Source organism: Streptomyces sp. FH025 (assembly GCF_017427025.1).
In the GTDB taxonomy this organism is placed as follows: domain Bacteria; phylum Actinomycetota; class Actinomycetes; order Streptomycetales; family Streptomycetaceae; genus Kitasatospora.
Genome location: NZ_JAFLNG010000017.1, coordinates 1 through 21,266 on the forward strand (window position 1 = coordinate 1; position 21,266 = coordinate 21,266).

The 21,266-nt window shown below is 73.2% G+C and carries 17 protein-coding genes; 7 read left to right on the forward strand and 10 right to left on the reverse strand.

The features are described from left to right. The 3 genes from J0670_RS02365 to J0670_RS02375 all read left to right on the forward strand — a co-directional run. A partial coding sequence (locus tag J0670_RS02365; protein WP_207809071.1) for a HAMP domain-containing protein occupies window positions 1-3,774 on the forward strand: 3,774 nt, incomplete at its 5' end. Further along, window positions 3,771-6,080 (forward strand): SpoIIE family protein phosphatase, encoded by a 2,310-nt coding sequence (locus tag J0670_RS02370; RefSeq protein WP_207809073.1) that lies wholly within the window; start codon window positions 3,771-3,773, stop codon window positions 6,078-6,080. The genes J0670_RS02365 and J0670_RS02370, both read left to right, overlap by 4 nt. A 290-nt stretch (window positions 6,081-6,370) precedes the next feature. Further along, window positions 6,371-6,718 carry an ATP-binding protein gene (locus J0670_RS02375; protein WP_207809075.1) on the forward strand — a complete coding sequence of 116 codons (348 nt, stop codon included), beginning with the start codon at window positions 6,371-6,373 and terminating at the stop codon, window positions 6,716-6,718. On the opposite strand, the gene J0670_RS02380 is transcribed toward J0670_RS02375, so the two are convergent. Further along, entirely contained in the window at window positions 6,698-8,470 is a 1,773-nt protein-coding gene (locus J0670_RS02380) for a glycoside hydrolase family 15 protein (RefSeq protein WP_307806347.1), read from the reverse strand. The two genes, J0670_RS02375 and J0670_RS02380, sit on opposite strands and share 21 nt — an antisense overlap. Before the next feature lie 17 nt (window positions 8,471-8,487). After that, entirely contained in the window at window positions 8,488-9,441 is a 954-nt protein-coding gene (locus J0670_RS02385) for a TIGR03557 family F420-dependent LLM class oxidoreductase (RefSeq protein ID WP_207809076.1), read from the reverse strand. 215 nt (window positions 9,442-9,656) lie between these two features. Between J0670_RS02385 and J0670_RS02390 the strand changes: the two genes are divergently transcribed. Together J0670_RS02390 and J0670_RS02395 are read left to right on the forward strand one after the other, a co-directional pair. Continuing rightward, window positions 9,657-10,115 (forward strand): SRPBCC family protein, encoded by a 459-nt coding sequence (locus J0670_RS02390; protein ID WP_207809078.1) that lies wholly within the window; start codon window positions 9,657-9,659, stop codon window positions 10,113-10,115. A gap of 238 nt (window positions 10,116-10,353) precedes the next feature. Further along, window positions 10,354-10,647 (forward strand): helix-turn-helix domain-containing protein, encoded by a 294-nt coding sequence (locus J0670_RS02395; RefSeq protein ID WP_207809080.1) that lies wholly within the window; start codon window positions 10,354-10,356, stop codon window positions 10,645-10,647. A gap of 27 nt (window positions 10,648-10,674) precedes the next feature. Here the strand turns inward: J0670_RS02395 and J0670_RS02400 are convergent, their stop codons facing one another. From J0670_RS02400 to J0670_RS02415, 4 genes are all read right to left on the reverse strand, one after another. Beyond that, the gene (locus J0670_RS02400) at window positions 10,675-11,019 is read right to left on the reverse strand and encodes an STAS domain-containing protein (protein ID WP_307806348.1); all 345 of its coding nucleotides are present in this window, start codon (window positions 11,017-11,019) and stop codon (window positions 10,675-10,677) included. Between the two features lie 245 nt (window positions 11,020-11,264). Further along, a complete protein-coding gene (locus tag J0670_RS02405; RefSeq protein ID WP_207809084.1) occupies window positions 11,265-11,420 on the reverse strand; it encodes a hydrophobic protein in 156 nt (51 codons plus the stop codon). 65 nt (window positions 11,421-11,485) lie between these two features. Further along, the gene (locus J0670_RS02410) at window positions 11,486-12,169 is read right to left on the reverse strand and encodes a DUF6328 family protein (protein ID WP_307806349.1); all 684 of its coding nucleotides are present in this window, start codon (window positions 12,167-12,169) and stop codon (window positions 11,486-11,488) included. Window positions 12,170-12,177: 8 nt separating this feature from the next. Further along, the gene (locus J0670_RS02415) at window positions 12,178-12,426 is read right to left on the reverse strand and encodes a hypothetical protein (RefSeq protein WP_207809086.1); all 249 of its coding nucleotides are present in this window, start codon (window positions 12,424-12,426) and stop codon (window positions 12,178-12,180) included. 269 nt (window positions 12,427-12,695) lie between these two features. Between J0670_RS02415 and J0670_RS02420 the strand changes: the two genes are divergently transcribed. Next, window positions 12,696-13,118, forward strand: a complete 423-nt coding sequence (locus tag J0670_RS02420; RefSeq protein WP_207809088.1) for a hypothetical protein — start codon at window positions 12,696-12,698, stop codon at window positions 13,116-13,118. Here J0670_RS02420 and ligD (J0670_RS02425) read toward each other — a convergent pair whose 3' ends face one another. The 4 genes from ligD (J0670_RS02425) to J0670_RS02440 are packed head-to-tail and all read right to left on the reverse strand — an operon-like array spanning window position 13,119 to window position 16,061. Next, window positions 13,119-14,033: a non-homologous end-joining DNA ligase gene (ligD, locus tag J0670_RS02425; protein WP_307806350.1), complete on the reverse strand. Its 915-nt coding sequence runs from the start codon at window positions 14,031-14,033 to the stop codon at window positions 13,119-13,121. It lies immediately after the preceding gene. Next, entirely contained in the window at window positions 14,030-15,049 is a 1,020-nt protein-coding gene (ligD, locus tag J0670_RS02430) for a non-homologous end-joining DNA ligase (protein WP_207809091.1), read from the reverse strand. The genes ligD (J0670_RS02425) and ligD (J0670_RS02430) overlap by 4 nt, the downstream gene beginning before the upstream one ends. Further along, complete coding sequence (locus tag J0670_RS02435) at window positions 15,046-15,669, reverse strand: DNA polymerase ligase N-terminal domain-containing protein (RefSeq protein WP_207809092.1); 624 nt, start codon at window positions 15,667-15,669, stop codon at window positions 15,046-15,048. Before J0670_RS02435 ends, ligD (J0670_RS02430) begins: the two co-directional genes overlap by 4 nt. A gap of 35 nt (window positions 15,670-15,704) precedes the next feature. Next, complete coding sequence (locus J0670_RS02440; RefSeq protein WP_207809094.1) at window positions 15,705-16,061, reverse strand: hypothetical protein; 357 nt, start codon at window positions 16,059-16,061, stop codon at window positions 15,705-15,707. 615 nt (window positions 16,062-16,676) lie between these two features. On the opposite strand from J0670_RS02440, the gene J0670_RS02445 reads away from it, so the two are divergent. Then, complete coding sequence (locus J0670_RS02445; protein ID WP_207809096.1) at window positions 16,677-21,206, forward strand: cation-translocating P-type ATPase; 4,530 nt, start codon at window positions 16,677-16,679, stop codon at window positions 21,204-21,206. Window positions 21,207-21,266 lie beyond the last annotated feature (60 nt).

The following is a 21,266-nucleotide window of genomic DNA, read 5'->3' on the forward strand; positions in this document are numbered from 1 at the left end:
CTCCTGGCCGGGCTCACGGCCGTGCGCGACGGGGATTTCCGCACCCGGCTCGCCCCGGGGCGGCCGGGGGTGCTCTCGGAGATCGCGGACGTCTTCAACGGGATGACCGATCAGCTGGCCCGGGTGACCTCGGAGGTGACCCGGGTGGCGCGTGAGGTCGGCACGGAGGGGCGGCTCGGGGGCCAGGCCCGGGTCGAGGGCGTCGCGGGAACATGGCGCGACCTGACCGACTCGGTGAACTTCATGGCCGGGAACCTCACCGCTCAGGTGCGCAACATCGCCCAGGTCGCCACGGCGGTCGCCAAGGGCGACCTGACCCGCAAGATCGACGTGGACGCCCGTGGTGAGGTCCTGGAGCTCAAGACGACCATCAACACGATGGTCGACCAGCTGTCCGCGTTCGCCGCCGAGGTGACCCGGGTGGCCCGGGAGGTCGGCACGGAGGGCCGCCTGGGCGGGCAGGCGGACGTGCGCGACGTGTCCGGGACGTGGCGCGACCTCACCGAGTCCGTCAACGTCATGGCGGACAACCTCACGGCGCAGGTCCGCTCGATCGCCGAGGTGACCACGGCCGTCGCCGAGGGCGACCTCACGCAGAAGATCCGCGTCGACGCCCGCGGGGAGATCCTGGAGCTGAAGGAGACCATCAACACGATGGTCGACCAGCTGTCGGCGTTCGCGGACGAGGTGACCCGGGTGGCCCGGGAGGTCGGCACGGCCGGGAACCTGGGCGGGCAGGCCACCGTTCGGGGCGTCTCCGGCACCTGGAAGGACCTCACCGACAACGTCAACGTGATGGCCTCCAACCTCACCGGCCAGGTCCGCTCGATGTCCGAGGTGGCGACCGCCGTCGCCCGGGGAGACCTCTCCCGGAAGATCACCGTGGAGGCCAAGGGCGAGGTCGCGGCCCTGGCCGAGGCGATCAACACCATGGTCGACACCCTGTCGGTCTTCGCCGACGAGGTGACCAGGGTGGCCCGCGAGGTCGGCACCGAGGGCGTCCTCGGCGGCCAGGCCCGGGTGCCCAACGTCGCCGGGACGTGGAAGGACCTCACCGACAACGTCAACTCGATGGCGCACAACCTCACCAGCCAGGTGCGCAACATCGCCCAGGTCACGACCGCCGTCGCCGAGGGCGACCTCACCCGCAAGATCGACGTGGACGCGCGCGGGGAGATCCTGCGGCTGAAGACGACCGTCAACACGATGGTCGACCAGCTGGGCTCCTTCGCCGCGGAGGTGACCAGGGTGGCCCGGGAGGTCGGCAGCGAGGGTCGGCTCGGCGGCCAGGCCGAGGTCGACGGTGTCTCCGGTACCTGGAAGCGGCTCACCGAGAACGTCAACGAGCTGGCCGGCAACCTCACCCGGCAGGTCCGCGCCATCGCCGAGGTCACCAGCGCCGTCGCGGCCGGAGACCTCACCCGCTCGATCAGCGTGGACGCCTCCGGCGAGGTCGCCGACCTCAAGGACAACATCAACGCCATGGTCGAGTCGCTGCGCGACACCACCCTGGCCAACCAGGAACAGGACTGGCTGAAGACCAACCTCGCCCGCTTCTCCGCGTCCATCCAGGGACAGCGGGACGTACGGGCCGTCGCCGACATGATCACCGACGAGCTGACCGCGCTGGTCGACGCCCAGTACGGCGCGTTCTACCTCGCCGAGGAAGTCGAGAACCGCACCGAGCTGGTCCTCATCAGCGCCTACGGCCGCCCCCTCGCGGGACTTCCCGAACACCGGCTGCGACTGGGGGAATCCCTGGTCGGCCAGGCCGCCCGCAGCCGGCGGATCATCAGTGTCGACGACCTGCCGCCCGGCTACGCCGTCATCGGGTCCGGAGCCGGGCAGGCGGACGCCCGCTCGCTGGTCGTCCTGCCCATCGCGCTGGAGGAGCGGCTGCTCGGAGTCCTGGAGTTCGCCTCCCTCCACCCCTTCACCCAGGTCCACCGGGACTTCCTGGAGCAGTTCACCGAGGCCTGCGGTGTCAACATCGGCACCCTGCTCGCCAACGCCCGCACGGACGAACTGCTCGGCGAGTCCCGCCGGCTCACCTCCGAACTCCAGGCCCGCTCCGAGGAGTTGCAGGCGGGGCAGGAGGAACTGCGGCGCTCCAACACCGAACTGGAGGAGAAGGCCGCCCTGCTCGCACAGCGCAACCGCGACATCGAGGCCAAGAACCTGGAGATCGAACAGGCCCGCCAGGAATTGGAGGAGCGCGCCCGGCAGTTGAGCCTCACGTCGATGTACAAGTCCGAGTTCCTGGCCAACATGAGCCACGAACTGCGCACCCCGCTCAACAGCCTGCTCATCCTCGCCCAGCTGCTCGCCCAGAACGCCACCGGCAACCTCACGCCCAAACAGGTCGAGTACGCGGGCGTCATCCACTCCGCCGGCGCCGATCTGCTCCAGCTCATCAACGACATCCTCGACCTGTCCAAGGTCGAGGCCGGGAAGATGGAACTCACTCCCGAGCCCTTCGCCGTGCGCGAACTCGTGGAGTACGTGGAGTCCACCTTCAAGCCCCTGGCGGACCAGAAGGGCCTCGCCTTCGAGATCACCCTGGACCGCACCGTTCCGGGCGAAGTCGTCGCCGATCAGCCGCGGTTGCGCCAGGTGCTGCGCAACCTCCTGTCCAACGCCGTCAAGTTCACCGACAGCGGCAGGGTCGAGCTGCGGATCGAGCGCGTCGAAGGACCGGACGTGCCGTCCGAACTCGACAGTCCGGCCGCGGTGGCCTTCCACGTCAAGGACACCGGCATCGGGATAGACCCGGCCCACCTGGAATCCATCTTCGGCGCCTTCCAACAGGAAGACGGCACCACCGGTCGGCGCTTCGGCGGCACCGGGCTCGGTCTGTCGATCAGCCGCGAACTCGCCCGGCTGCTCGGCGGAACCCTCATCGTCTCCTCGACGCCCGGACGGGGCAGCCGCTTCACCCTCTACCTTCCGGTCACCGAGCCGGGGCGAGCGCGGCGAGGCGAGCCGCAGGCCGAGGCGCGCATCCTGGTGGTCGAGCCCGATCCTCCGGGGCTGCTCACCCTGCTCACCCGCTCCGCCGTCGAATCCCTGGAGACGGCCGAGGCGCTGGTACACGTCGAGAGCGCGGGGGACGAGCCCGGGCTGCGGGCGGCCCTGCCCGCCGCCAGGATCCCCCGGTGCGTCGTGCTGGACCTCGCCCACTCGGGCGAACTCGCACCGGTCCTGCTGGAGATGCTGTCGGACGGCACGCCCGTCCTCGGCTACCCGGGCGGCGGCAAGGGCCGCGACCTCGGCGGCACGCTCGGAGGCATCGACCTCGTCCACGGGCTGGACGACCTGCGGGACCGCGTGATCCGGCTGCTCGGCGGACCCCGATCACCCGCCCCCGAACCGGATGCCGCAGCCGTGGGCGGGGCGCTCGCCGGGCGGACCGTCCTGATCGTCGACGACGACGTCCGCAACGTCTTCGCCCTGGCCGCCGCCCTCGAACAGTGCGGCTTGAACGTCCTGCACGCCGCCGACGGCAACGCCGGGCTCGACCTGTTGCGCGCCCACCCCGAAACCGGACTCGTCCTGATGGACGTGATGATGCCCGGGCTGGACGGTTACGCCGCCATCGCCGCCATCCGCGCCGACGAACGCTTCGCCGATCTGCCGGTCGTCGCGGTCACGGCCAAGGCGATGCCCGGGGACCGGGAGAAGAGCCTCGCGGCGGGCGCCGACGACCACGTCACCAAACCGGTCGACACCAGCCACCTGTTCCACCGGATACGGCAGTGGATGGACGCGCCATGACCGCCTGGGAGGAGCCGGTGGAGACCACCGCCCGGGCTCTGGCCGCGACCGTCCGCCGACTCCAGAACGACGTCGTGCGGGCCCGGGGCGAGGCCCGGCGTCAAGCGGTCGTCGATCTGGCCACCGGAATGCTGGCCGAGCGCCTCGACGTCCTCCCCACGGAAGCCTCCGCGCGTCTTGCCCTGCTCGCCCGCGAGGCGGGCGTGCCGGTCCTGGCCCTGGCCGCCGACATCGCCGGCGTACCGGACGCCACACCCGAAGCGGCGCAGGCCCGCCCGGGCGCTCAGCCGCTCACGGCACCCGCCCTCGCGGCGGAGCCCGACCTGCAACGAGCCGCCGACGCGGTCCTGGAACAGACGGAACAGGCACTCGGCGTCCTCGCCGTGGCGATCTGGCAGCGCCTGCCCGGCGGCGCGCTCGCCCTCGCCGCACACGCCGGGCTCGCTGCCGGCGAAGCCGCCTCCTGGAGCCGGGTCCCACCCGGCGTCGACACCCCGGCGCAGTACGTCGTCGGCGGCGGAGCGGACCTGTGGCCCGGCGATCCGGCCACGGCCCGCCCTTCGGTCGGTTCGGGCACCGCCAGGGCCGTACTCCCGCTGGTGGACAAGGGCCGCCGCCAAGGCGCATTCGAAGTGCTGTGGCCCGGCCCCGCTCCCGCTCTCGGGGCGCCACAGCGCCGCCAGCTCCTCGCGCTCGCCGACCTCTGCGCGACCCTCCTCGCCCCCGTACGGGACCCTGAGCCGCCCGACGACCTCGCCGTCCTCCTGGAGGGGCTGCCCACCCCCGCGCTGCTACTGGAACCGGTGGTGCGGGACGGTCAGGTCACCGACTTCGCCCTCCTGCGGGTCAACGCCCGCTTCGACGACCCGCTGGGCCGGCCCCGGGAGGCACTGGAGGGCACCTCACTGCTGGAAACCTACCCGCTCGCGTGTGCCACCGGGCTCTTCGAACGGCTGCTGCGGGTCCACCGTACCGGCGTCCCCCTCCCCGGCGAGTCCGTGGAACTGGTCCTCGGCAACGGCCGACTCGCGCTTCCCGCGAACACGCAACTGGCCGTCGCCCCCCTCGGCGGCCGACTGCTGGTCGGATGGCGGCTGGAGACCTCTCCGTCGGACGACGACAAGCAGGTCGCACTGCTGCGCCAGGCACAGCGGCTGGCCCGCGTCGCCGGATTCGAGGAGAGCCCCGACGACGGCGTGATCAGCTGGAGCGACGGCCTGCGCGAGCTCTTCGGCCTGCCCCCGGGGGCGGCGCCCGTCCCGCTGCGTCACCTGGCCCGCTACGCCCACCCCGACGACGAACCCGCCGTCCGGCGCCTGGTGGACACCGTCCGGCAGCGGCACCGCACCGCGTCGGGAGTCTTCCGCCTCGCCCTCCCGGACGGAACGCACCACTACGTCCACGTGATCGCGGAGCCCGTCCTCGACGACGGCTGGCTCCTCGCCATCCGCGGCGCCTACCACGATGTCTCCGCCCAGCACCGGACCGAGGTCGCGCTCGACGCCACCCAGGAGCGCTTGGCCGACAGCGAGCACCAGACCGCCCAAGGAGAGCAGCTGGCGCTGCGCCTGCAGCAGGTCATCCTGCCGGCCGCACCGCCCCCGCTCGGTGCGGCCGGCCTGAGCGCCGCCGTCCGCTACCGTCCGGCCGCGCAGCGCGACCGGGTGGGCGGGGACTGGTACGACATCCTGCCGCTGCCGGACGAGAGGGTGCTGCTCGCCGTCGGGGACGTGGCCGGCCACGGCGTCGGCGCGGCCACCGGCATGGTCGCCCTGCGGCACGCTCTGCGCGGCCTCGCCCTCACCGGGGCCGGGCCGGGCCGGCTGCTGGAGTGGGCGAACAGGGTGGCCCTGCGCGAGCCCGGTCAGGTGACCGCCACCGCCGTGTGCGTGGTTTTCGACCCGGCCGCAGGCCGGCTGTGCTGGGCCAGGGCGGGCCATCTGCCACCGATCCGGTTCGGTAGCGAGGGCGCGGAGGTCCTGCCGCTGCCCCACGGTGTGCTGCTCGGTGCCCTGGAGGAGGCCCGCTACGAGGAGAGGACCACCCGGCTGGGCCCCGGTGACGTCCTGCTGCTCTACACCGATGGCCTGGTCGAGCGGCGGGACCGCCCGGTCGAGGAGTCCGTGGACCAGCTGGTCCGGGCCGCGGGGCCGCCCGGCGCGGACCTGGAGCGCTACCTCGACAGGCTGCTCGACCTCAGCGCGGCCGACACGGAGGACGACACCTGTCTGATCGCCGTACGCGTGGAGAAGACCGAGGGGACCGGCCGTGTGCGCCCGACGTTAGGAGCGGATCCGTCCGGGTAGGCGCGTACAGGTGAGGGGCGCCCGGCACCAGGACGGAAGGAACTCTCCCATGTCGCCGCTTTCCGAACAGCGGGGCGCCGAACAGGGTGGCCGTGCCACGGGCACGCCGGCAGAGCCCGCACGAGGCGGCCGGATCCGCCACCTCCTCGGACACTGAGCGACGGATGACCGGGTGAGTCATGACACCGGACGGCGTGAGGGAGGTACGGCGCCGAGACCGGGGGCCGGTCGCCCGTCGCCGCACGCGCGCTCGCGGCCCCCGGGCATGGTGGCTGCCGCTGTCCTGCCGAATGGGAGCGGTCGCCGAGGCACGAGCCTTCACCGCCGCGTTCCTCGCCGACGTGACCGATCCGGTCGTGGCCGCCGACGCGGCGCTCCTGGTGTCCGAACTCGTGGGCAACGCCATCCGCCACACCGATGGGCCGGAGTGGCTCCTCCTCGTCCGCTGCCCCGGTCTCCTGCGGATCGAGGTCGGCGACCCGAGCCCCCGGAGGCCCCGGCCGCGCCATCCGCGCGGCCCCGACGATCCGGGGGGCCGCGGTCTGATCCTGCTGAAGTGCCTCGCGCTGAAGTGCGGTTGGCGCCGACGAGGCGCGGGCAAGGTCGTCTGGTGCGAGCTACGGATTCCGGCCGGGTGACGAGTCCGCCAAGCGCGCCGAGCACTCCAGCATCATCGCGTGCACGAACGCCTGCGGCAGATTGCCGCGCTGCCGGCGCTGCGCGACGTCGTACTCCTCCGAGAAGAGGCCGGCCGACCCGCACAGGCCGCGGGTCACCTCGAACCAGCGGGCCGCCTCGACCGCGTCGCCCTGCTGGTGCTCGGCCAGGGCCATCAGGAAGCCGCAGAGCACGAAGGCTCCCTCGGCCTCGGCGAGTGGGCGGTCGTCGTGGCGGAACCGGTACGCGAAGTGGCCGTCCGTCAGCTCGTCCCGGCAGGCCCGGAGGGTCGCGGACGTCCGGGGATCGCCGGCCGGCAGGGCACCGCGCAGCGGCGGCAGCAGGAGGGCGAGGTCGACCGCAGGGTCCCCGGGGGAGCGCTGCCAGCGGCCGCGGGAATGGAGGGCGCGGCGGGACGTGTGGGAGACGATGCGGTCCGCCAGCGCGCTCCAGCCGGCGGCGAGCCCTTGCGGTACGTCTGCCGGCCGGGCCACGTCGGGGTGGGCGATCGCGCGCAGGCCCGCGGCGCAGATCAGCCGGCTGTGCGTCCAGGCCCGCTCGTCCAACTCCCAGATCCCGGTGTCCGGTTCGCGCCAGCGGCGGCCGATCGCGTCCGCGGCGACACGCAGCGCGGAGCGGGCGTTTGCATCCAGCCGGTCGCGCCGGGCCGCCGCTGCGAACAGCAGCAGTGCCTCGCCGAACACGTCGAGCTGGAACTGCCGGGTGATCCGGTTGCCGACCTGGTCGTGGCCGCCCGGGTAGCCGGGCAGGTCGACCGCCCGCTGGTCGGGCACCCGGCCTCCGGCCACGGTGTACGCCGGCGCCAGCCGAGGGCCGTGCTCGGTGAGCCGATCGGTGGTGAACCGCACCGCCTCGTCCAGGAGTTGATAGGGCCCGCAGGCCGCGACGGCCTGTCCGGCCAGGCACTGGTCACGAATCCAGACGTACCGGTAGTCGTAGTTGCGTCCGGCTTCCGCCCGCTCGGGCAGGCTCGTGGTTGCCGCGGCGACCATGCCGCCCGTGCTCCTTGAGGTGAGCCCGCGCAGTACGGCGTAGGAGAACCGGGCGTCGCGTTCGTCCAGGGTGTGGTAGAGGTTCGGTACGGAGTGCCGCCACGCGCGTTCGGTGGCTCGCCAGCAGCGTTCCGGCTCCGGAGGCGGGGCGTCGAGGCGGCGATCGGACACCTCCAGCACCAGGTCCAGCTGTTCGCCGGGGCTGAGCGAGAGCTCGGCCGTGAGCTGCCCGCCCGGGCCCGGACGGGCGAACCCGGCACCGGCCCATCGCAGCCACAGGCGGCCGGACCGGATCGTCCAGCCCCCGTCCGTCCGGTGCGCGGCACCCGGGCGGCCCGGACCGAAGCCCGTGCCCGGCTCCAGGACCAGCCGCACCCGTGCCGGCCCGTACTCGGCGGTGAGCCGCCGCAGCAGGACCGACCGGTGCGGATCGGCGGGCATCGCCAGCGCTTCGCGGCACTCCACCTCGCCGTTCCCGGTGACCCAGCCGCCGCGCCTGATCAGGCTGCCGTCCTCGTAGTAACCGCCGGGTACGAACCGGCCCACGGGCGTCACCGCGTACGTTCCGGAACCGCCGATCAGACCGGCGAACACCGGATCGGAGTCCCAACGGGGCGCGCAGAGCCAGGCGACCTCGCCGAACGGGCCCACCAGGGCGCCGCGCTCGCCGTCGGCGAGGAGGGCGTACTCGCGCAGGTTCCAGGGCGGGAAGGCATGCACCGTGCGCTCCCCGGTGGTCAGGTCACCTGCGGCAGGATCTGCTCGCGGTAGAAGTCGAAGAAGCCGCCCTGCTCCCGGCCGATCTGGCCGACGTACACCTCGTCGAACCCGGCGCCGACGTACGAACGGAGCCGGTCGGCGTGCTCCTGCGGATCGTCGCCACAGGTGACCGAGTGGGCGACCATGTCCTCGGTGACCAGTTCGGCGGCCTGCTCGAAGTGCCGGGTGGTGGGGAGGACCTGGGCGAGTTCGCCGGGGAGCAGGTCGTTCGGCCAGAGCTCGTGGACGGTCTTGACCGCCCGCTCACGCTCCCGCGCCCAGCAGACCTTCACCCCACCGACGACCGGCCCGGTTCCGCCCGCCGCCCGGTAGCGGCCGATCAGGTCGGTGTCCGGGGCCAGGGTGACCAGTCCGTCGGCGTACCGGGCCGCCAGATCGGCCGCCTTGGGGCCGAACGCCGAGACGTACACCGGGATCCGGCCGTCCTTCGGGGGCGTGTAGAGCCGGGCGTTCTCGACCGTGTAGTGGGAGCCGCTGTACGACACCTGTCGGCCCGTGAACAGCTCGCGCATCACCGTCACGGCCTCCTCCAGCATCTCGGCCCGCACGTCGAACGGGGGCCAGCGGTCGCCCAGCACGTGCTCGTTGAGCGCCTCCCCGGTACCCACCCCCAGCCGCAGGCCGCCCACCAACTGGACGTCCGCCGTCGCGGCCGCCTGGGCGACGACGGCCGGATGCAGCCGCACGGTCGGGCACGTGACGAGTGTGGTCACCGGCAGCCGGGTGACCTGTGACAGCGCGCCGATCACGCCCCAGACGAAGGGACTGCTGCCCTGGGCGTCGTTCCAGGGGTGGTAGTGGTCGGAGATCGCCAGGAGGGTGAAACCGGCCTGCTCGGCCGCGCGGGCCTGGTCGATCAGCTGGGCGGGGGTGAATTCCTCGCAGGACAGGAAGTAGCCGAACGCGGTCATGGCAGCCTCGGTTCGTCGGCGGGTTCTCGGGTTCTCGGTCTCCCCTCCGTCAGGCGGCTTTCCGGTCCGGACGCGACGAAACCCCCGACGCCGTTTCCGGGGCGGCCACCGAGTGACCGCGCGGGTTCGCCCAGCTCTGGTTACGACGGCGTGGACCGGGCATGCGCCGGGGCGGCCGGGAACGACCCGGCCGGTGACCCCCGAGGAGGCCCGTGATGAGCATGGTCAAGGAGTCCGTCGAGGTCGACGTCCCGCTGCACACCGCCTACAACCAGTGGACGCAGTTCGAGGAGTTCCCGCGATTCATGGAGGGGGTCGAGGCGGTGACCCAGCTGGACGACCGGCACAACCACTGGCGCACGAGCATCGGCGGCGTCAGCCGCGAGTTCGACACCGAGATCGTCGACCAGCTTCCCGACGAGCGGATCGCCTGGCGAACCGTGGACGGGGAAGTGGAGCAGAAGGGCCTCGTGACCTTCGAGCGCCTCGGCGAGCGGCACACGCGAGTCAACCTGGCTATCGACTTCCAGCCCGAGGGCATGGCCGAGAAGGCGGGCGACGTGCTCGGCGTCGTGGACCGCAGGGTGAAGGGCGACCTGCGTCGGTTCAAGGAGTTCGTCGAGCAGCGCGGCCGGGAGAACGGGGGATGGCGTGGCCGGATCACCCCCGCCTGACTCCGTCTCCGAGCAGATCGTGGCCCCGACCCGACCGGTCGGGGCCGACTCGTCGGTACCGCGGACCGCGACGCCCGACGTCGTGTTCGGCACGCCGAGGCCGGCCGCCCGGGACCGCTCGGTGCCGGAGCCCGGCACCACCGGCCTCGGGAGGGGCGGTCGGGCGCCGAGGCCGGTGGCCGCACCGCATCGCCGACGCCCTGGAAGGCTGACGGGCCCGCAGCCGTATTCTGATGTCATGGACGATCAGCCGGTGGGCCCAGGGGGGTGGACCTTTCTCACCAACCACGCTCGTGTGCTGGTCCAGATCGCCCGGGACCCGGGAATCAGGGTGCGGGACATCGCCGCGAGGTGCCTCCTCACCGAACGCGCCGTCCAGCGGATCATCGTCGACCTCGAGCAGGCCGGGTACTTGACCCACGAGCGGCAGGGCAGGTCCAACCGCTATCACGTGATCGCGAGCAAGCAGCTGCGGCATCCGGCGGATGCGGGCCCGACGCTGGCGGAACTGCTGGCCGTCCTGCTGCGCTGAGGAAGTGCGCGGCCGCCGGGTGCGGGTTCAGCCGGGCGGGAATCCACCGGCGCCCACGGCGGCGTGAAGGCTCGGGCGGACGGTGAAGACCTGATCGGTTCCGGTGATCGCCAGAAGCCGCCTGATCTGCGGTCCGGGCCCGGCCAGAACCAGCCAGACACCCGCGGCCTCCGCGTTCTCACGGGCCTGGAGCAGTGCGTTCAGGCAAGCGGAGTCACAGAACGTGAGTGGTGCGAGGTCGACCACCAACAGGTCCGGCCCGGCGGCCACGGCGTTGGCCAGGGCTTCGTCGAGTGCGGCCCTCGTTTCGTGGTCCGCTTCACCCGCTACCTGGCAGACCACCGCCCGGACGGAGCGGTCGCGAGCGGTCACACGCAGTCGCGCCTCAGCGGATCCGGTCGTGTCGTGCCGGTGTGGCTGGTCAGCCATGAGCGTTTCCGTTCCTCCAGTCACCGCCCACCTTCGATCATCGCCCCGGACCTGCGCCCGCGCATCACCGCGCGCGGTCGTGTGCCCCGCGGCTCAGGCCGCGGGGCACGGCAGGGATCGGATCACGGCGTCGGTAGCGGATCTCCCGGACCACTCGCGGTCGGGCCCGGGTAGGAGTGGGAGGCCGGTCACCACCGGTACCAGCGGCGGTCGCCGGCAGCGAAGACGAAGCCGAGCGCCCAGAGGACGAGTACGGCAAGGGCGATCCACCACAGGATGTGGATGGCGAAGCCGGCGCCTCCCAGGATGACTGCGAGCAGCAGTACGAGGACGAGGAGAAGCATGGGAGTCAGCCCTTCTCATAGGTGACGGGATGTTCGGACACGGCGTCTGCCCGGTTTGCCCCGTCCTATGCCGAATCGGAGGGTGTCGGTGGACCCGGCGGACGGGGGTCGCGATCGGGATCGTCCGGCGGCCGGGTGCTCCGTCCGTCGTGCCGGCGCAGGTGCCGTACGGGTATCAGCAGCCAGCAGGACACGAACCAGAACATGACCGCTCCGGTGATCCAGCCGGCCACCGCCGATCCCGTGGCCACCCGCAGCAGGAGCAACAGGGCGGAGCCGATGGTCAGCGCGAGCAGGAGCAGGCCGATGGCCACCAGTCTGGCCGCCGCGTCGACCAGTTCGGGTTTCAGGCGGTGCCCGGCGAAGATCCGGTGATAGGCCACCGGGGCCGCCAGTGCGCCGGTGGCCAGCGCCCCCAGGACGACGGTGGCCACGTACAGCCCCCGGTCGAAGCCGCCGAGCTGGGCGAAGCGGGGCATGAAGACGACACTCAGCAGGAAGCCGAACAGCACCTGCGAGCCGGTCTGGGCCACCCGCACCTCCTGGAGCAGGTCCGTCCAGCGCCGGTCAGCCCGTTCCTCGGGCGACTCCCGCCGTCCGGCCCTACGGCTGTCGGCGGGGGTGCCGGCAGGGGTGTCGTGGCCGGTGTCCGGTGCCGTCATGGTGTTCGCCTCCGCCTTCCGGCCATGCCGCTCCCGCCCGGTGAGCTTCGGCCGGGGGAGGAGGCGCGGGCGTTCCCGGGCGGTCATGGCTCTCCCTAGGGCGCCACCGCGTCCGCCGCCGGTGGCTCGGGCTCGTCGTCGTCCGAGCCGGCCTTGCGCCGGACGTCGGCCGGGGTGGGAGCCGTGATCCCGCGCTCCTCCGCGGAGCGCTCGCGGGCCCCGACGACCCCGTCCGCCTTCGCCCGGACGTCGGCCGGGGTGGGAGAGGTGATCGAACGTTCCTCGGCGGATCGTTCCTGCGCCGGCTCGTTCGGCCGGGTCCCCTTGTCGTCTGACCTCGTCATGGCAGCTTCCCCTTCCTGGTGCGTCGACGGTTGGGATACTGCGCGGCTGCCCGGGAATCCCGGGTCTGAACCGGACGGACGGTGCCTGCCCGCTCGGCAGCCCTCGCCGTGCCGGGATCACGTCGCCCGCGAAGCCGGCCGAGGCCGGGCGGATCCTCCCGAGCCGCCGGGCGGCGCGCCGCCGCGCCACGTGCCATGATCGCGGGCACGGACATCGGTCATGCCCGGCGTCCGCGCCCGCGCACCCGGCCCGGAAGGGAGTTCGCCGCATGAGTCTGCCCCTCCCGGCGGGCCACGTCCTTGTCCGCCTCCACGGCGGCGCGGAAGCGGTGGCGGCCGCGGTCCTCGACGCTCTGGAGGTGTCGCTCCCCACCCATACGGGCCGGGGTCACACGCTCACCGGCAACGTCTGGGAGGATCCGCCGACCGTACGGGATTCCCGGAACGCCCCCGAACTCGGACCTCCCCAGGTGTGGTCCCAGACGTTCGACCCCCGGAGCGCCCAGGTGGACCAGGAGCCGATCGTCCTGGCCGAGGGCATCACGGCCGATGTGCTCGGAACACCGGATGCCGTCTACGCCGTGGTGCGGGTGCTGGGAGAGCTCTTCCACGCGGAGGAGCAGGGGATGGTCCGGCGTGGCCCCGAGATCGAGCTGAGGCTGCGCCTGGGACCACCCGGTCCCGGGGGGTGATCAGTCGCCGTCGCGCAGCGCGGCCAGGCGGCGTCGGGCGGGTGCGAGTGAGCGGCCACGGCGCGGGGCGTCCTGCCACGGGTCGTGGCCGAGACGGTCGCCGATCGTCCTGATCGTCCACTGCCGCGCGGTGAGGCCGGGTTCGTCCAGTTCCGGCCAGGCCAGCGGTGCGGCGACGGGGGCGCCGGGCAGTGCCCTGACCGCGTAGGGGGCGACGGCGGTCTGGGCGTAGGCGTTGCGTTGCACGTCGAGGTAGAGCCGGCCGTGGCGGGCCTGTTTCCTGGGCTCGGTGGTGAGGCTGTCGGGGTGCCGGGCGGCGAGCAGTTCGGCGGCCTCGCGGGCGAAGGCGCGGACGTCGTCGAAGGGCGCGCGGCGGTCGAGCGGGACGAGGACGTGCAGGCCTCGTGAGCCGGTGGTCATCAGGGCGCTGGGCAGCTGTAGCTCGTCCAGCAGCTCGTGCAGTTGGCCGGCGGCTTCCCGGACGGGGGCGAAGTCGCGGTCGGGCGGGTCGAGGTCGAACACCAGGCGGTCGGGGCAGTCCGGGCGGTCGGCCTTCGCGAGCCAGCGGTGCGGGGTGATGCAGGCCTGGTCGGCGAGGTAGAGCAGGGTCGCGGTGTCGTCGCACAGCGCGTGGGTGACGGTGCCGTCCTCCTTGGGCAGTTCGGCGGTGTGCACCCAGTCGGGGAAGTGGTCCGGTACGTCCTTCTGCATGAAGCCTTCGCCGTCGATCCCGTCGGGGTGCCGCTCCATCATCAGCGGTCGGCGGCGCAGGTGCGGCAGCATCCTGGGGGCGGCGCCGCGGTAGTACTCGGCGAGGTCGGCCTTGGTGATGCCGTCCTGGGGGAACAGCACCTTGTCGGGCCGGTTGATCTCCACGGTGTGGCGGCCGGCCCGCAGTTTCAGTGCGGGGGTCACGGTGATCCTCCGGTGGGCCGTTCCCGGACCACCTCGGTGGCGGCCTTGTCGTCGCGCAGGCCGAGGAAGCGCGGGTGGCGCAGGCGGCCGGCCCGGGTCCACTCGGTGAAGTCGATCTGGGCCACCAGCTGGGGGCGCACCCAGTGCACCGCCCGTTCGCGGACCTCGTCGTAGAACGGTGAGACGGGTTCCCGGAGGTCGTCGAGGCGGCGGCGGAGCTCGCGCAGGGTGGTGGTGTCGTAGCCGGTGCCGACCTTGCCCGCGTAGCGCAGACGGCCGCTCCGGTGGTAGCCCACCAGCAGGGCCCCGAAGCCGATGCGGCTGCCCGCGGGTTCGGTGAAGCCGCCGATGACGAACTCCTGCCCCGCGCTGCACTTGAGCTTCAGCCAGCTGCCGGAGCGCTTGTGGACGTAGGCGGCGTCGGCGCGTTTGGCGATCAGGCCCTCCCAGCCGCGGGCGCAGGCCTGGTCGAGCAGTTCCTGCCCGCCGTGCAGACGGTGCGGGGTGAACCGCAGCGCGTCGCGGAATTCCAGGGCGTCGCGCAGGAGGCTCTTGCGGGTGCGCAGGGCGAGCCGGGTGAGGTCGTGGCCGTCGAGGCGCAGGAGGTCGAACAGGTAGTAGTGGACGGTGACGCCGCTGGCGCGGACGTCGGCGGGCTTGGTGAGTCCCATGCGCTGCTGGAGGAGGGAGAAGTCGGTGCGGCCGTGCCGCATGGCGACGATTTCTCCGTCCACCGTGAAGTCCTGGCAGCGCTGCGCGGTCAGGGCGTCCACGAGTTCCGGGTAGGTGGCGTCGAGGGACTTCCCGCTGCGGGAGAGCAGGCGCGCCCCGTCCGCGTCGCGTACGGCGATGGCGCGAACGCCGTCCAGCTTCCGTTCGAAGAGCCAGCCGTCCTCGAAGGCGCGGCGGTCGCTCAGCACGGCCAGCATCGGCGGATCGGCCGATCGCGCCCCGGGAGTGCTGCGGAGCAGGCGTCGTTGCCGCTCCGGCAGTCGCTCCAGGAGGGCGCTCGTCATGGGCTGTCCCCGGTGGCCAGGGCGGCGAGCTGTTTCAGGGTGCGTCCGCTGCGGGCGGACCGCGCGCGGCGGGGATCGGGGGTGCCGTGTGCGGAGGCACGCCGGTCGTCGTGCTTCACCAGCAGCCAGGCTTCGCGATCGTCGCCCAGGTGGGTACGGGTGAGCGCGAAGCCGCCGTGGAGTTTGGAGCCGTCGAGCCGGAAGGAGGCGTGGCCCTTGTCCAGGGCGTCGGCCAGGGCGAGCTCGTGGCCGCGGCGGTCGGTGGTGAGGTTCCGGTAGGTGCCTTCGTCCCAGATGATGACGGTGCCCGCGCCGTACTCGCCTTCGGCGATCACGCCTTCGAACTCGCGGTATTCCAGTGGGTGGTCTTCGGTCGGCATCGCGAGGCGTTTGTCGTGCGGATCGAGGGAAGGCCCCTTGGGAACGGCCCACGACTTCAGCACCCCGTCCACCTCGAGCCGGAAGTCGAAGTGCAGGGTGCTGGCATCGTGGATCTGCACCACGAACCGCGGACGCCGACCGGTACGGTCGCCCCGGGCGCCCTCGGGCTCCGCGGTCTTCGTGAAGTCACGCCTGCGGCGGTACTTCGCCAGCTTCGCCGGAGAGTCCTTCGACACCATGACCTTCTCTCCAGGAGCGGCCCATGGCCGGTCCGTCAATGGCCGAAGTGGAAATGGTGGCGCCGGGCGGGCCTGGCCGTCTTGGCGGGCGGCACCTGCGCCACGTTGTCGGCCCTGTCGCCTTGCTCGGCGGCCACGACTTCAGGCGGCACCCGGACCGTGCGGACGGCCCTTCGCCGCCGGCGAGCGCCGGCCGTGACCATGGCGAGGCCCAGGCCGACGACCAGCGTCAGGGCGATGCCGGCCAGGAAGATCGCGAGGCCGTCCAGGGTGGCGATGTGGTGGCCGAGGACGGTCACTCCGTAGTCCGGTCCGCCGGAGGTGTTGTCCGCGACCAGCAGGCCGATGAAGGCCCCCGTGGCGCCCAGCAGGAGAAGTCCGAGTAGCAGCATGGTGACACCTCACAGCCGTGAGAAGTGGCCTCCCGCACTCGCCGGGTCAGGATCCGTGAAGCGCGCCATGGTCACGCCACAAGTGTGCGCCGGGGAGAGCGGGCTCGCTTGGCGGCCGGGATTGCCGGGTATGCGAAGCATGGGGGAGCGAGGTGGACCATGACTGAGAACGAGCGAGCGGCCTCCACGTCCCGGACAGCGGCGGAGATGCTGCTGACCCCGGTCGACACGGTGCGGACGACCGTGAGCCACGTGCCTGGCGTCGGCAGGGTCAAAGAGGCCTTCGACGGAGTCCTGGACACGGTCGGCATGGTCTCGCCCCGTTCGCGCCGGATCGCGGCCTACGCCGGTGTCGGCCTGCTGGGCGCGGCGGGTGTGGTCGAGTGGCCGGTGGCGGCCGCGGGTGCCGCGGTCGTGTGGCTGACCCAGTCCCGCCCGAGGACCGGCGGCCCGGATGCTCCGCAGGGCGGAACCGCTACGGGCGGTGCCAGTCCGGCGAAGGAGGAGCCGTCGGCCAGGAGGCGTGCGGCGGCACGGAGGGCCAAGAGGGCCCGGCGCCGAACGACGGCGGAATCGCAGGCTGCGACGGCAGGCCGGTAGGCACGGGAGGCCGTGATGATCGCCCGCCTGATCACCCGGCTGCCGGCGGCAGGGGTGGATCTCGCGCTGGGGGTACCCCTACGGGCGACCCGGTGGGTCACGCCGACGGCGGGCGCCGTGGTGCGGGGAGTGGTCGATGCCGCCGAGGCAGGGGTGCGGACGGGCGCGCGCGGAGCGGCGGCGGTGTCGGAGACGGCGGTACGGGTGGGCCGGGTCGGTCTCAACGCGCTGACGCCCGGCCGGGGGTACTGGCAGGCGGGCTCCCGGCTTCAGCTCCCGTTGCGTCCACGCCCTGGTGCCGGCGTCCGGAACGCGGAGGCGGCGGCACGACGGGTGGCGGCCTCGCTGGCCGAGCGCCCGGACGTGCTGGCCGCCTACTGGGACGGCGGCCTGGCCCGGCTGGTGGTGCGGATGACCCAGGACGCGGTCACCGACCGGGTGGTGGCCCGGGTGGGCGAGCTCGCGGCCGGGCAGAAGCTGGACCGTCCGGACGAGGACGTGCTGGAGCCCGTGCACCCCGGACACACCGGGGGCATCCGCTCCGGCGCGCTCGCCGTGGCCTGCGACGCGGTCGGCATCACGACAGCGGTCGCCGCGCGGACGGTCCACCTGAAGAGCACACCGCGCCTCGTCACCGCCGGTGTCACGCTGATGCGCGAGGATCCCCGGGTACGTGCGGTGCTGCGCCGCCGTCTCGGCCGCTCGGCGACCGACCTGGTGCTGGCCGCCGCCAACGCGGCAGCCCAGGGGATCGGGCAGTCGCCCACCGCCCTGGCCCTGGACGCGGTGCTGCGGGTGGGCCAGTTGACCGAGGCCGTCGCGCGGGCCGCCGCCTTCGATGCCGCGCACGACACGCTCTGCGCGCCGGGGCGGTTGAGCCTGGCCGGCCAGCAGGTCGCCCGCCCGCCGGTCCACCGCTACCCGGGCGAGGAGTACCGGGACCACGCCGTCACCGGCACCCTGCTCGGCGCGGCCGGAACGCTGCTGTTCACCCGTGACGTGCAGGAGGCGGCGGAGGCGCTGCTGGCCGGGAACCCGAAGGCCGCCCGCTACGGTCCGGCCGCCTTCGCCGCGGCGCTGTGCACCGAGCTGGCCCGCGAAGGCGTCCTGGTCCGCAACCTCGACCGGCTGAGGCAACTGGAGCTCGTCGACACGGTGGTGCTCCACCCGGAGGCGTTGCGCGGCACCCGGCGCACGGTCCTGGATGTCAACCCGAACGTGTCCGACTGGGACCACGACCGGCTGTGGCAGGCGGCGACTGCGGCGCTGGAGTCGGGAGGGGAACTCGACCTGCGCCCGGTGCCGGACCAAGGAGAACCGGATGCCGGGCTGATGATCGCCTCGGACGCGGGGAGGGACATCGGCACCGTCCTGGTCGGATGGGAGATCGACCCGCTCGCCGAAGCCTCCCTGGACGCGGCCCGCCGGGCCGGCCTGTACGTCGTCGTGCTGGACGACGGCTCGCTCGGCGACTTCGGCGCGCTGGCGGACGAACTCGTCGGCGCCGAGCGCCCGTTGGCCGAGGTGGTCAAAGGGCTCCAGCGCGACGGCCGCGTGGTGCTGACGGTCGCTCATGTGCCCTGCGGGAATGGCACGGTGGAGCAGCGGCTGGGCGACGAGAGCCGCGAGGTGCTCACCGGCCTGCTGCGCAGTGACATCGCGGTCTCGCTCACCGACGACCGCAGTGCGGTGGTGTGGCCCGCGGACGTCCTGCTGCTGCACGGGTTGACCGGGGCGTGGCGGCTGCTGGACGCGGTCCCGGCCGCACGGGCCGTCGGCCGGCACTCCAAGGTCTTCGCCGAGGCGGGCGCGGCACTCGCCGGGCTCCTGGTGGTCACTCGGGGGAAGCGCTCGAAACGCGTTCCCTTCCCTCCGGGCTTCCGGGTGAGCCCCGTCGATGCGGCCGCCGGGGCCGCGCTCGTCTCCGGCTGGCGCGCAGCCCTGCGCGTGAGCACCGATCGCGCGCCGCACCCGCCACCCCGGGTGCCCTGGCACGCCCTGCAGCCGCAGGAAGCGCTGGCCCGGCTCCGCGCCCGCGCGGCGCGGCCGAGTGCGCTCGAACCCGTCAAGGAGGCCCTTGCCCGGGCATCCCGCCATCCGGTGTTCACCCCGGCCCGCATGACGGTCCGTCTGTTCGCTGCCGTGCGTGACGAACTGCACGACCCGCTCACCCCGCTGCTCCTCGTCGGGGCGACGGCCTCCGCCATGCTCGGGTCCGTCATCGACGCGCTGATGGTGCTGGGGGCGATGGGCGTGAACGCGCTCGTGGGGGGCGTGCAGCGGGTACGGGCGGAGCGAGCGCTCTCCGGGCTCAGGGTGGGGCAGCGCCAACGCGCCCGTCGAATAGTGGACTCGGGTGCGTTCGAGGTCAACACGGTGGAGGCCCGGCGGCTGACGGCCGGTGAGATGATCGAGCTCTACACGGGGGACGTGGTGCCCGCCGATGCCCGGCTGCTGGCAGCCGAGGACCTCGAGGTCGACGAGTCCTCGCTGACGGGCGAGTCGCTGCCGACCGCCAAACAGGTCGACGCCACGCCCCAGGCTCCGGTGACCGATCGCCGCTGCATGGTCTTCGAAGGCACGACGGTGGTCGCCGGCCACGGCCGGGCCGTGGTCGTGGGCACCGGTGACGAGACCGAAGCAGGCCGGGCGGCGCACCTGGCCTCGCGGGCGCAGCAGGCACCCGGCGTGCAGGCCCGACTGCACGAACTCACCCGCCGGATGCTGCCGTTCACCCTGCTCGGCGGCGCCGCCGTGACCGGCCTGTCGCTGCTGCGCGGCCGACCCGTACGGCAGGCGGTCCGCGGCGGGCTGGCGGTCGCGGTGGCGGCCGTCCCCGAGGGCCTGCCGCTGGTCGCCACCGTCGCGCAGCTGGCCGCGACCCGTCGGCTCAGTCGGATCGGCATCCTGGTCCGCACCCCGAGGGCGCTGGAGGCGCTCGGGCGGATGGACACCATCTGTTTCGACAAGACCGGCACTCTGACCGAGAACCGGCTCCGCGTCGTCCGGGTCGCCACCGCGGACGGCACCGCACACCCGGCGGACGCGGCCGAGGCGGCACCGCTGCTCCACGCCGCCGCGCTGACCTGCCGGACCCACGACGAGGAGGCGGGCATCCACGCCCACTCCACCGACGAGGCGATCCTCGCCGCGAGTCCACCGGGGTCGCCGTGGACCGTTGCGGAGGTGCAGCCCTTCGAAGCCAGCCGAGGGTACGCCGCCGCCGTCGGCACCGGTGAGGACGATGCGCGGTTCCGGGTGGTGAAGGGCGCGCCGGAGGTCGTCCTGCCCGGTTGCCGGGACGCCGACGGCGATGCCGTCGCGCAGACCCTGGCCGCCGAGGGTCTGAGGGTGCTGGCCGTTGCCCGCGACCGGCTGGAGCCCCACGAGGACCCCGACGAGGCCCTCGGTCGGCCGCTGGCCGACATGGACCTGCTGGGCTTCGTCGCCCTCGCCGACACCCCGCGCCGCAGCTCCGCGCCGCTGGTGGCCGAGCTGCGCGAGGCCGGCGTGCGGCCGGTCATGCTCACCGGCGACCACCCCGAGACCGCCCGCGCGGTGGCCGTCCAGCTCGGCTGGCCCGACGACGTCGCGGTGGTCACCGGCGAGGAGCTGGCCGCCCGGGACCGGGCCGGCCGGGCCCGCCTGCTGCGCGACTGCGACGTGGTGGCCCGAGTGGCGCCCGAGCAGAAGCTGCAGGTGGTGGAGGCGCTCCAGGAGGCCGGCAGGGTGGTGGCCATGGTCGGGGACGGCGCCAACGACGCCGCCGCCATCCGCGCCGCCGACATCGGGGTCGGCATCGCGGTACGCGGCTCGGCCGCCGCCCGCAACGCGGCCGACCTGGTGATCACCAGCGACGACCTGTCGATGCTGGTCGCCGCCGTCGCCGAGGGCCGCGGGCTGTGGCGCAGCGTCGCGGACGCGATCAGCGTGCTGATCGGCGGCAACGCCGGCGAGATCGGCTTCTCGGTGCTCGGCACGCTGCTGTCCGGCTCCTCGCCGCTGTCCACCCGCCAGATCCTGCTGGTCAATCTGCTCACCGACATGTTCCCGGCGATGGCGGTCTCGGTGACGCCCCGGGACGAGATCACCGACGAGCGCCCGGACGGCGAATCCGCCCTCGCCGACAGCGTCCCCGTCGGCCTCGCCGCGCTGGGTGATCCACTGACCCGGCAGATCCGGCACCGCGGCATCGTCACCGCGCTCGGCGCGGCCACCGCCTGGCTGATCGGCACGGCCACCCCGGGCTCCGCGCGACGGACCAGCACGATGGCCCTGTGCGGGGTGGTCGGCGCCCAGCTCACCCAGACCGTGACCGGGCGGAGCCACAGCCCACTGGTGCTGCTGACCGCCCTCGGCTCGGCCGCTGTGTTGGCCGTCCTGATCGAGACGCCCCTGGTCAGCCAGTTCTTCGGCTGCACCCCGCTCGGTCCGGTCGCCTGGACGGGCGTCGCCACCGCGATGGTCGTCGCCGCACTCGCCCCGCGCGTGATTCCGCCGATCGAACGGCACCTGTCGGGGCTCGGCGCACGGCTGGGCACGTAGCGCAACGGCGGGAGGAGAGGTGACGGCGGCCGTCGAGCGGGGCCTGATTAGTGCCGCGGA

Excerpts from the sequence above, each read along its gene's own strand:
- J0670_RS02370 (WP_207809073.1), top strand. The coding sequence starts at position 3,771 with ATGACCGCCTGGGAGGAGCCGGTGGAGACCACCGCCCGGGCTCTGGCC.
- J0670_RS02375 (WP_207809075.1), top strand. The coding sequence starts at position 6,371 with ATGGGAGCGGTCGCCGAGGCACGAGCCTTCACCGCCGCGTTCCTCGCC.
- J0670_RS02385 (WP_207809076.1), bottom strand. The coding sequence starts at position 9,441 with ATGACCGCGTTCGGCTACTTCCTGTCCTGCGAGGAATTCACCCCCGCC.
- J0670_RS02390 (WP_207809078.1), top strand. The coding sequence starts at position 9,657 with ATGAGCATGGTCAAGGAGTCCGTCGAGGTCGACGTCCCGCTGCACACC.
- J0670_RS02395 (WP_207809080.1), top strand. The coding sequence starts at position 10,354 with ATGGACGATCAGCCGGTGGGCCCAGGGGGGTGGACCTTTCTCACCAAC.
- J0670_RS02405 (WP_207809084.1), bottom strand. The coding sequence starts at position 11,420 with ATGCTTCTCCTCGTCCTCGTACTGCTGCTCGCAGTCATCCTGGGAGGC.
- J0670_RS02410 (WP_307806349.1), bottom strand. The coding sequence starts at position 12,169 with ATGACCGCCCGGGAACGCCCGCGCCTCCTCCCCCGGCCGAAGCTCACC.
- J0670_RS02415 (WP_207809086.1), bottom strand. The coding sequence starts at position 12,426 with ATGACGAGGTCAGACGACAAGGGGACCCGGCCGAACGAGCCGGCGCAG.
- J0670_RS02420 (WP_207809088.1), top strand. The coding sequence starts at position 12,696 with ATGAGTCTGCCCCTCCCGGCGGGCCACGTCCTTGTCCGCCTCCACGGC.
- ligD (WP_207809091.1), bottom strand. The coding sequence starts at position 15,049 with ATGACGAGCGCCCTCCTGGAGCGACTGCCGGAGCGGCAACGACGCCTG.
- J0670_RS02435 (WP_207809092.1), bottom strand. The coding sequence starts at position 15,669 with ATGGTGTCGAAGGACTCTCCGGCGAAGCTGGCGAAGTACCGCCGCAGG.
- J0670_RS02440 (WP_207809094.1), bottom strand. The coding sequence starts at position 16,061 with ATGCTGCTACTCGGACTTCTCCTGCTGGGCGCCACGGGGGCCTTCATC.
- J0670_RS02445 (WP_207809096.1), top strand. The coding sequence starts at position 16,677 with ATGATCGCCCGCCTGATCACCCGGCTGCCGGCGGCAGGGGTGGATCTC.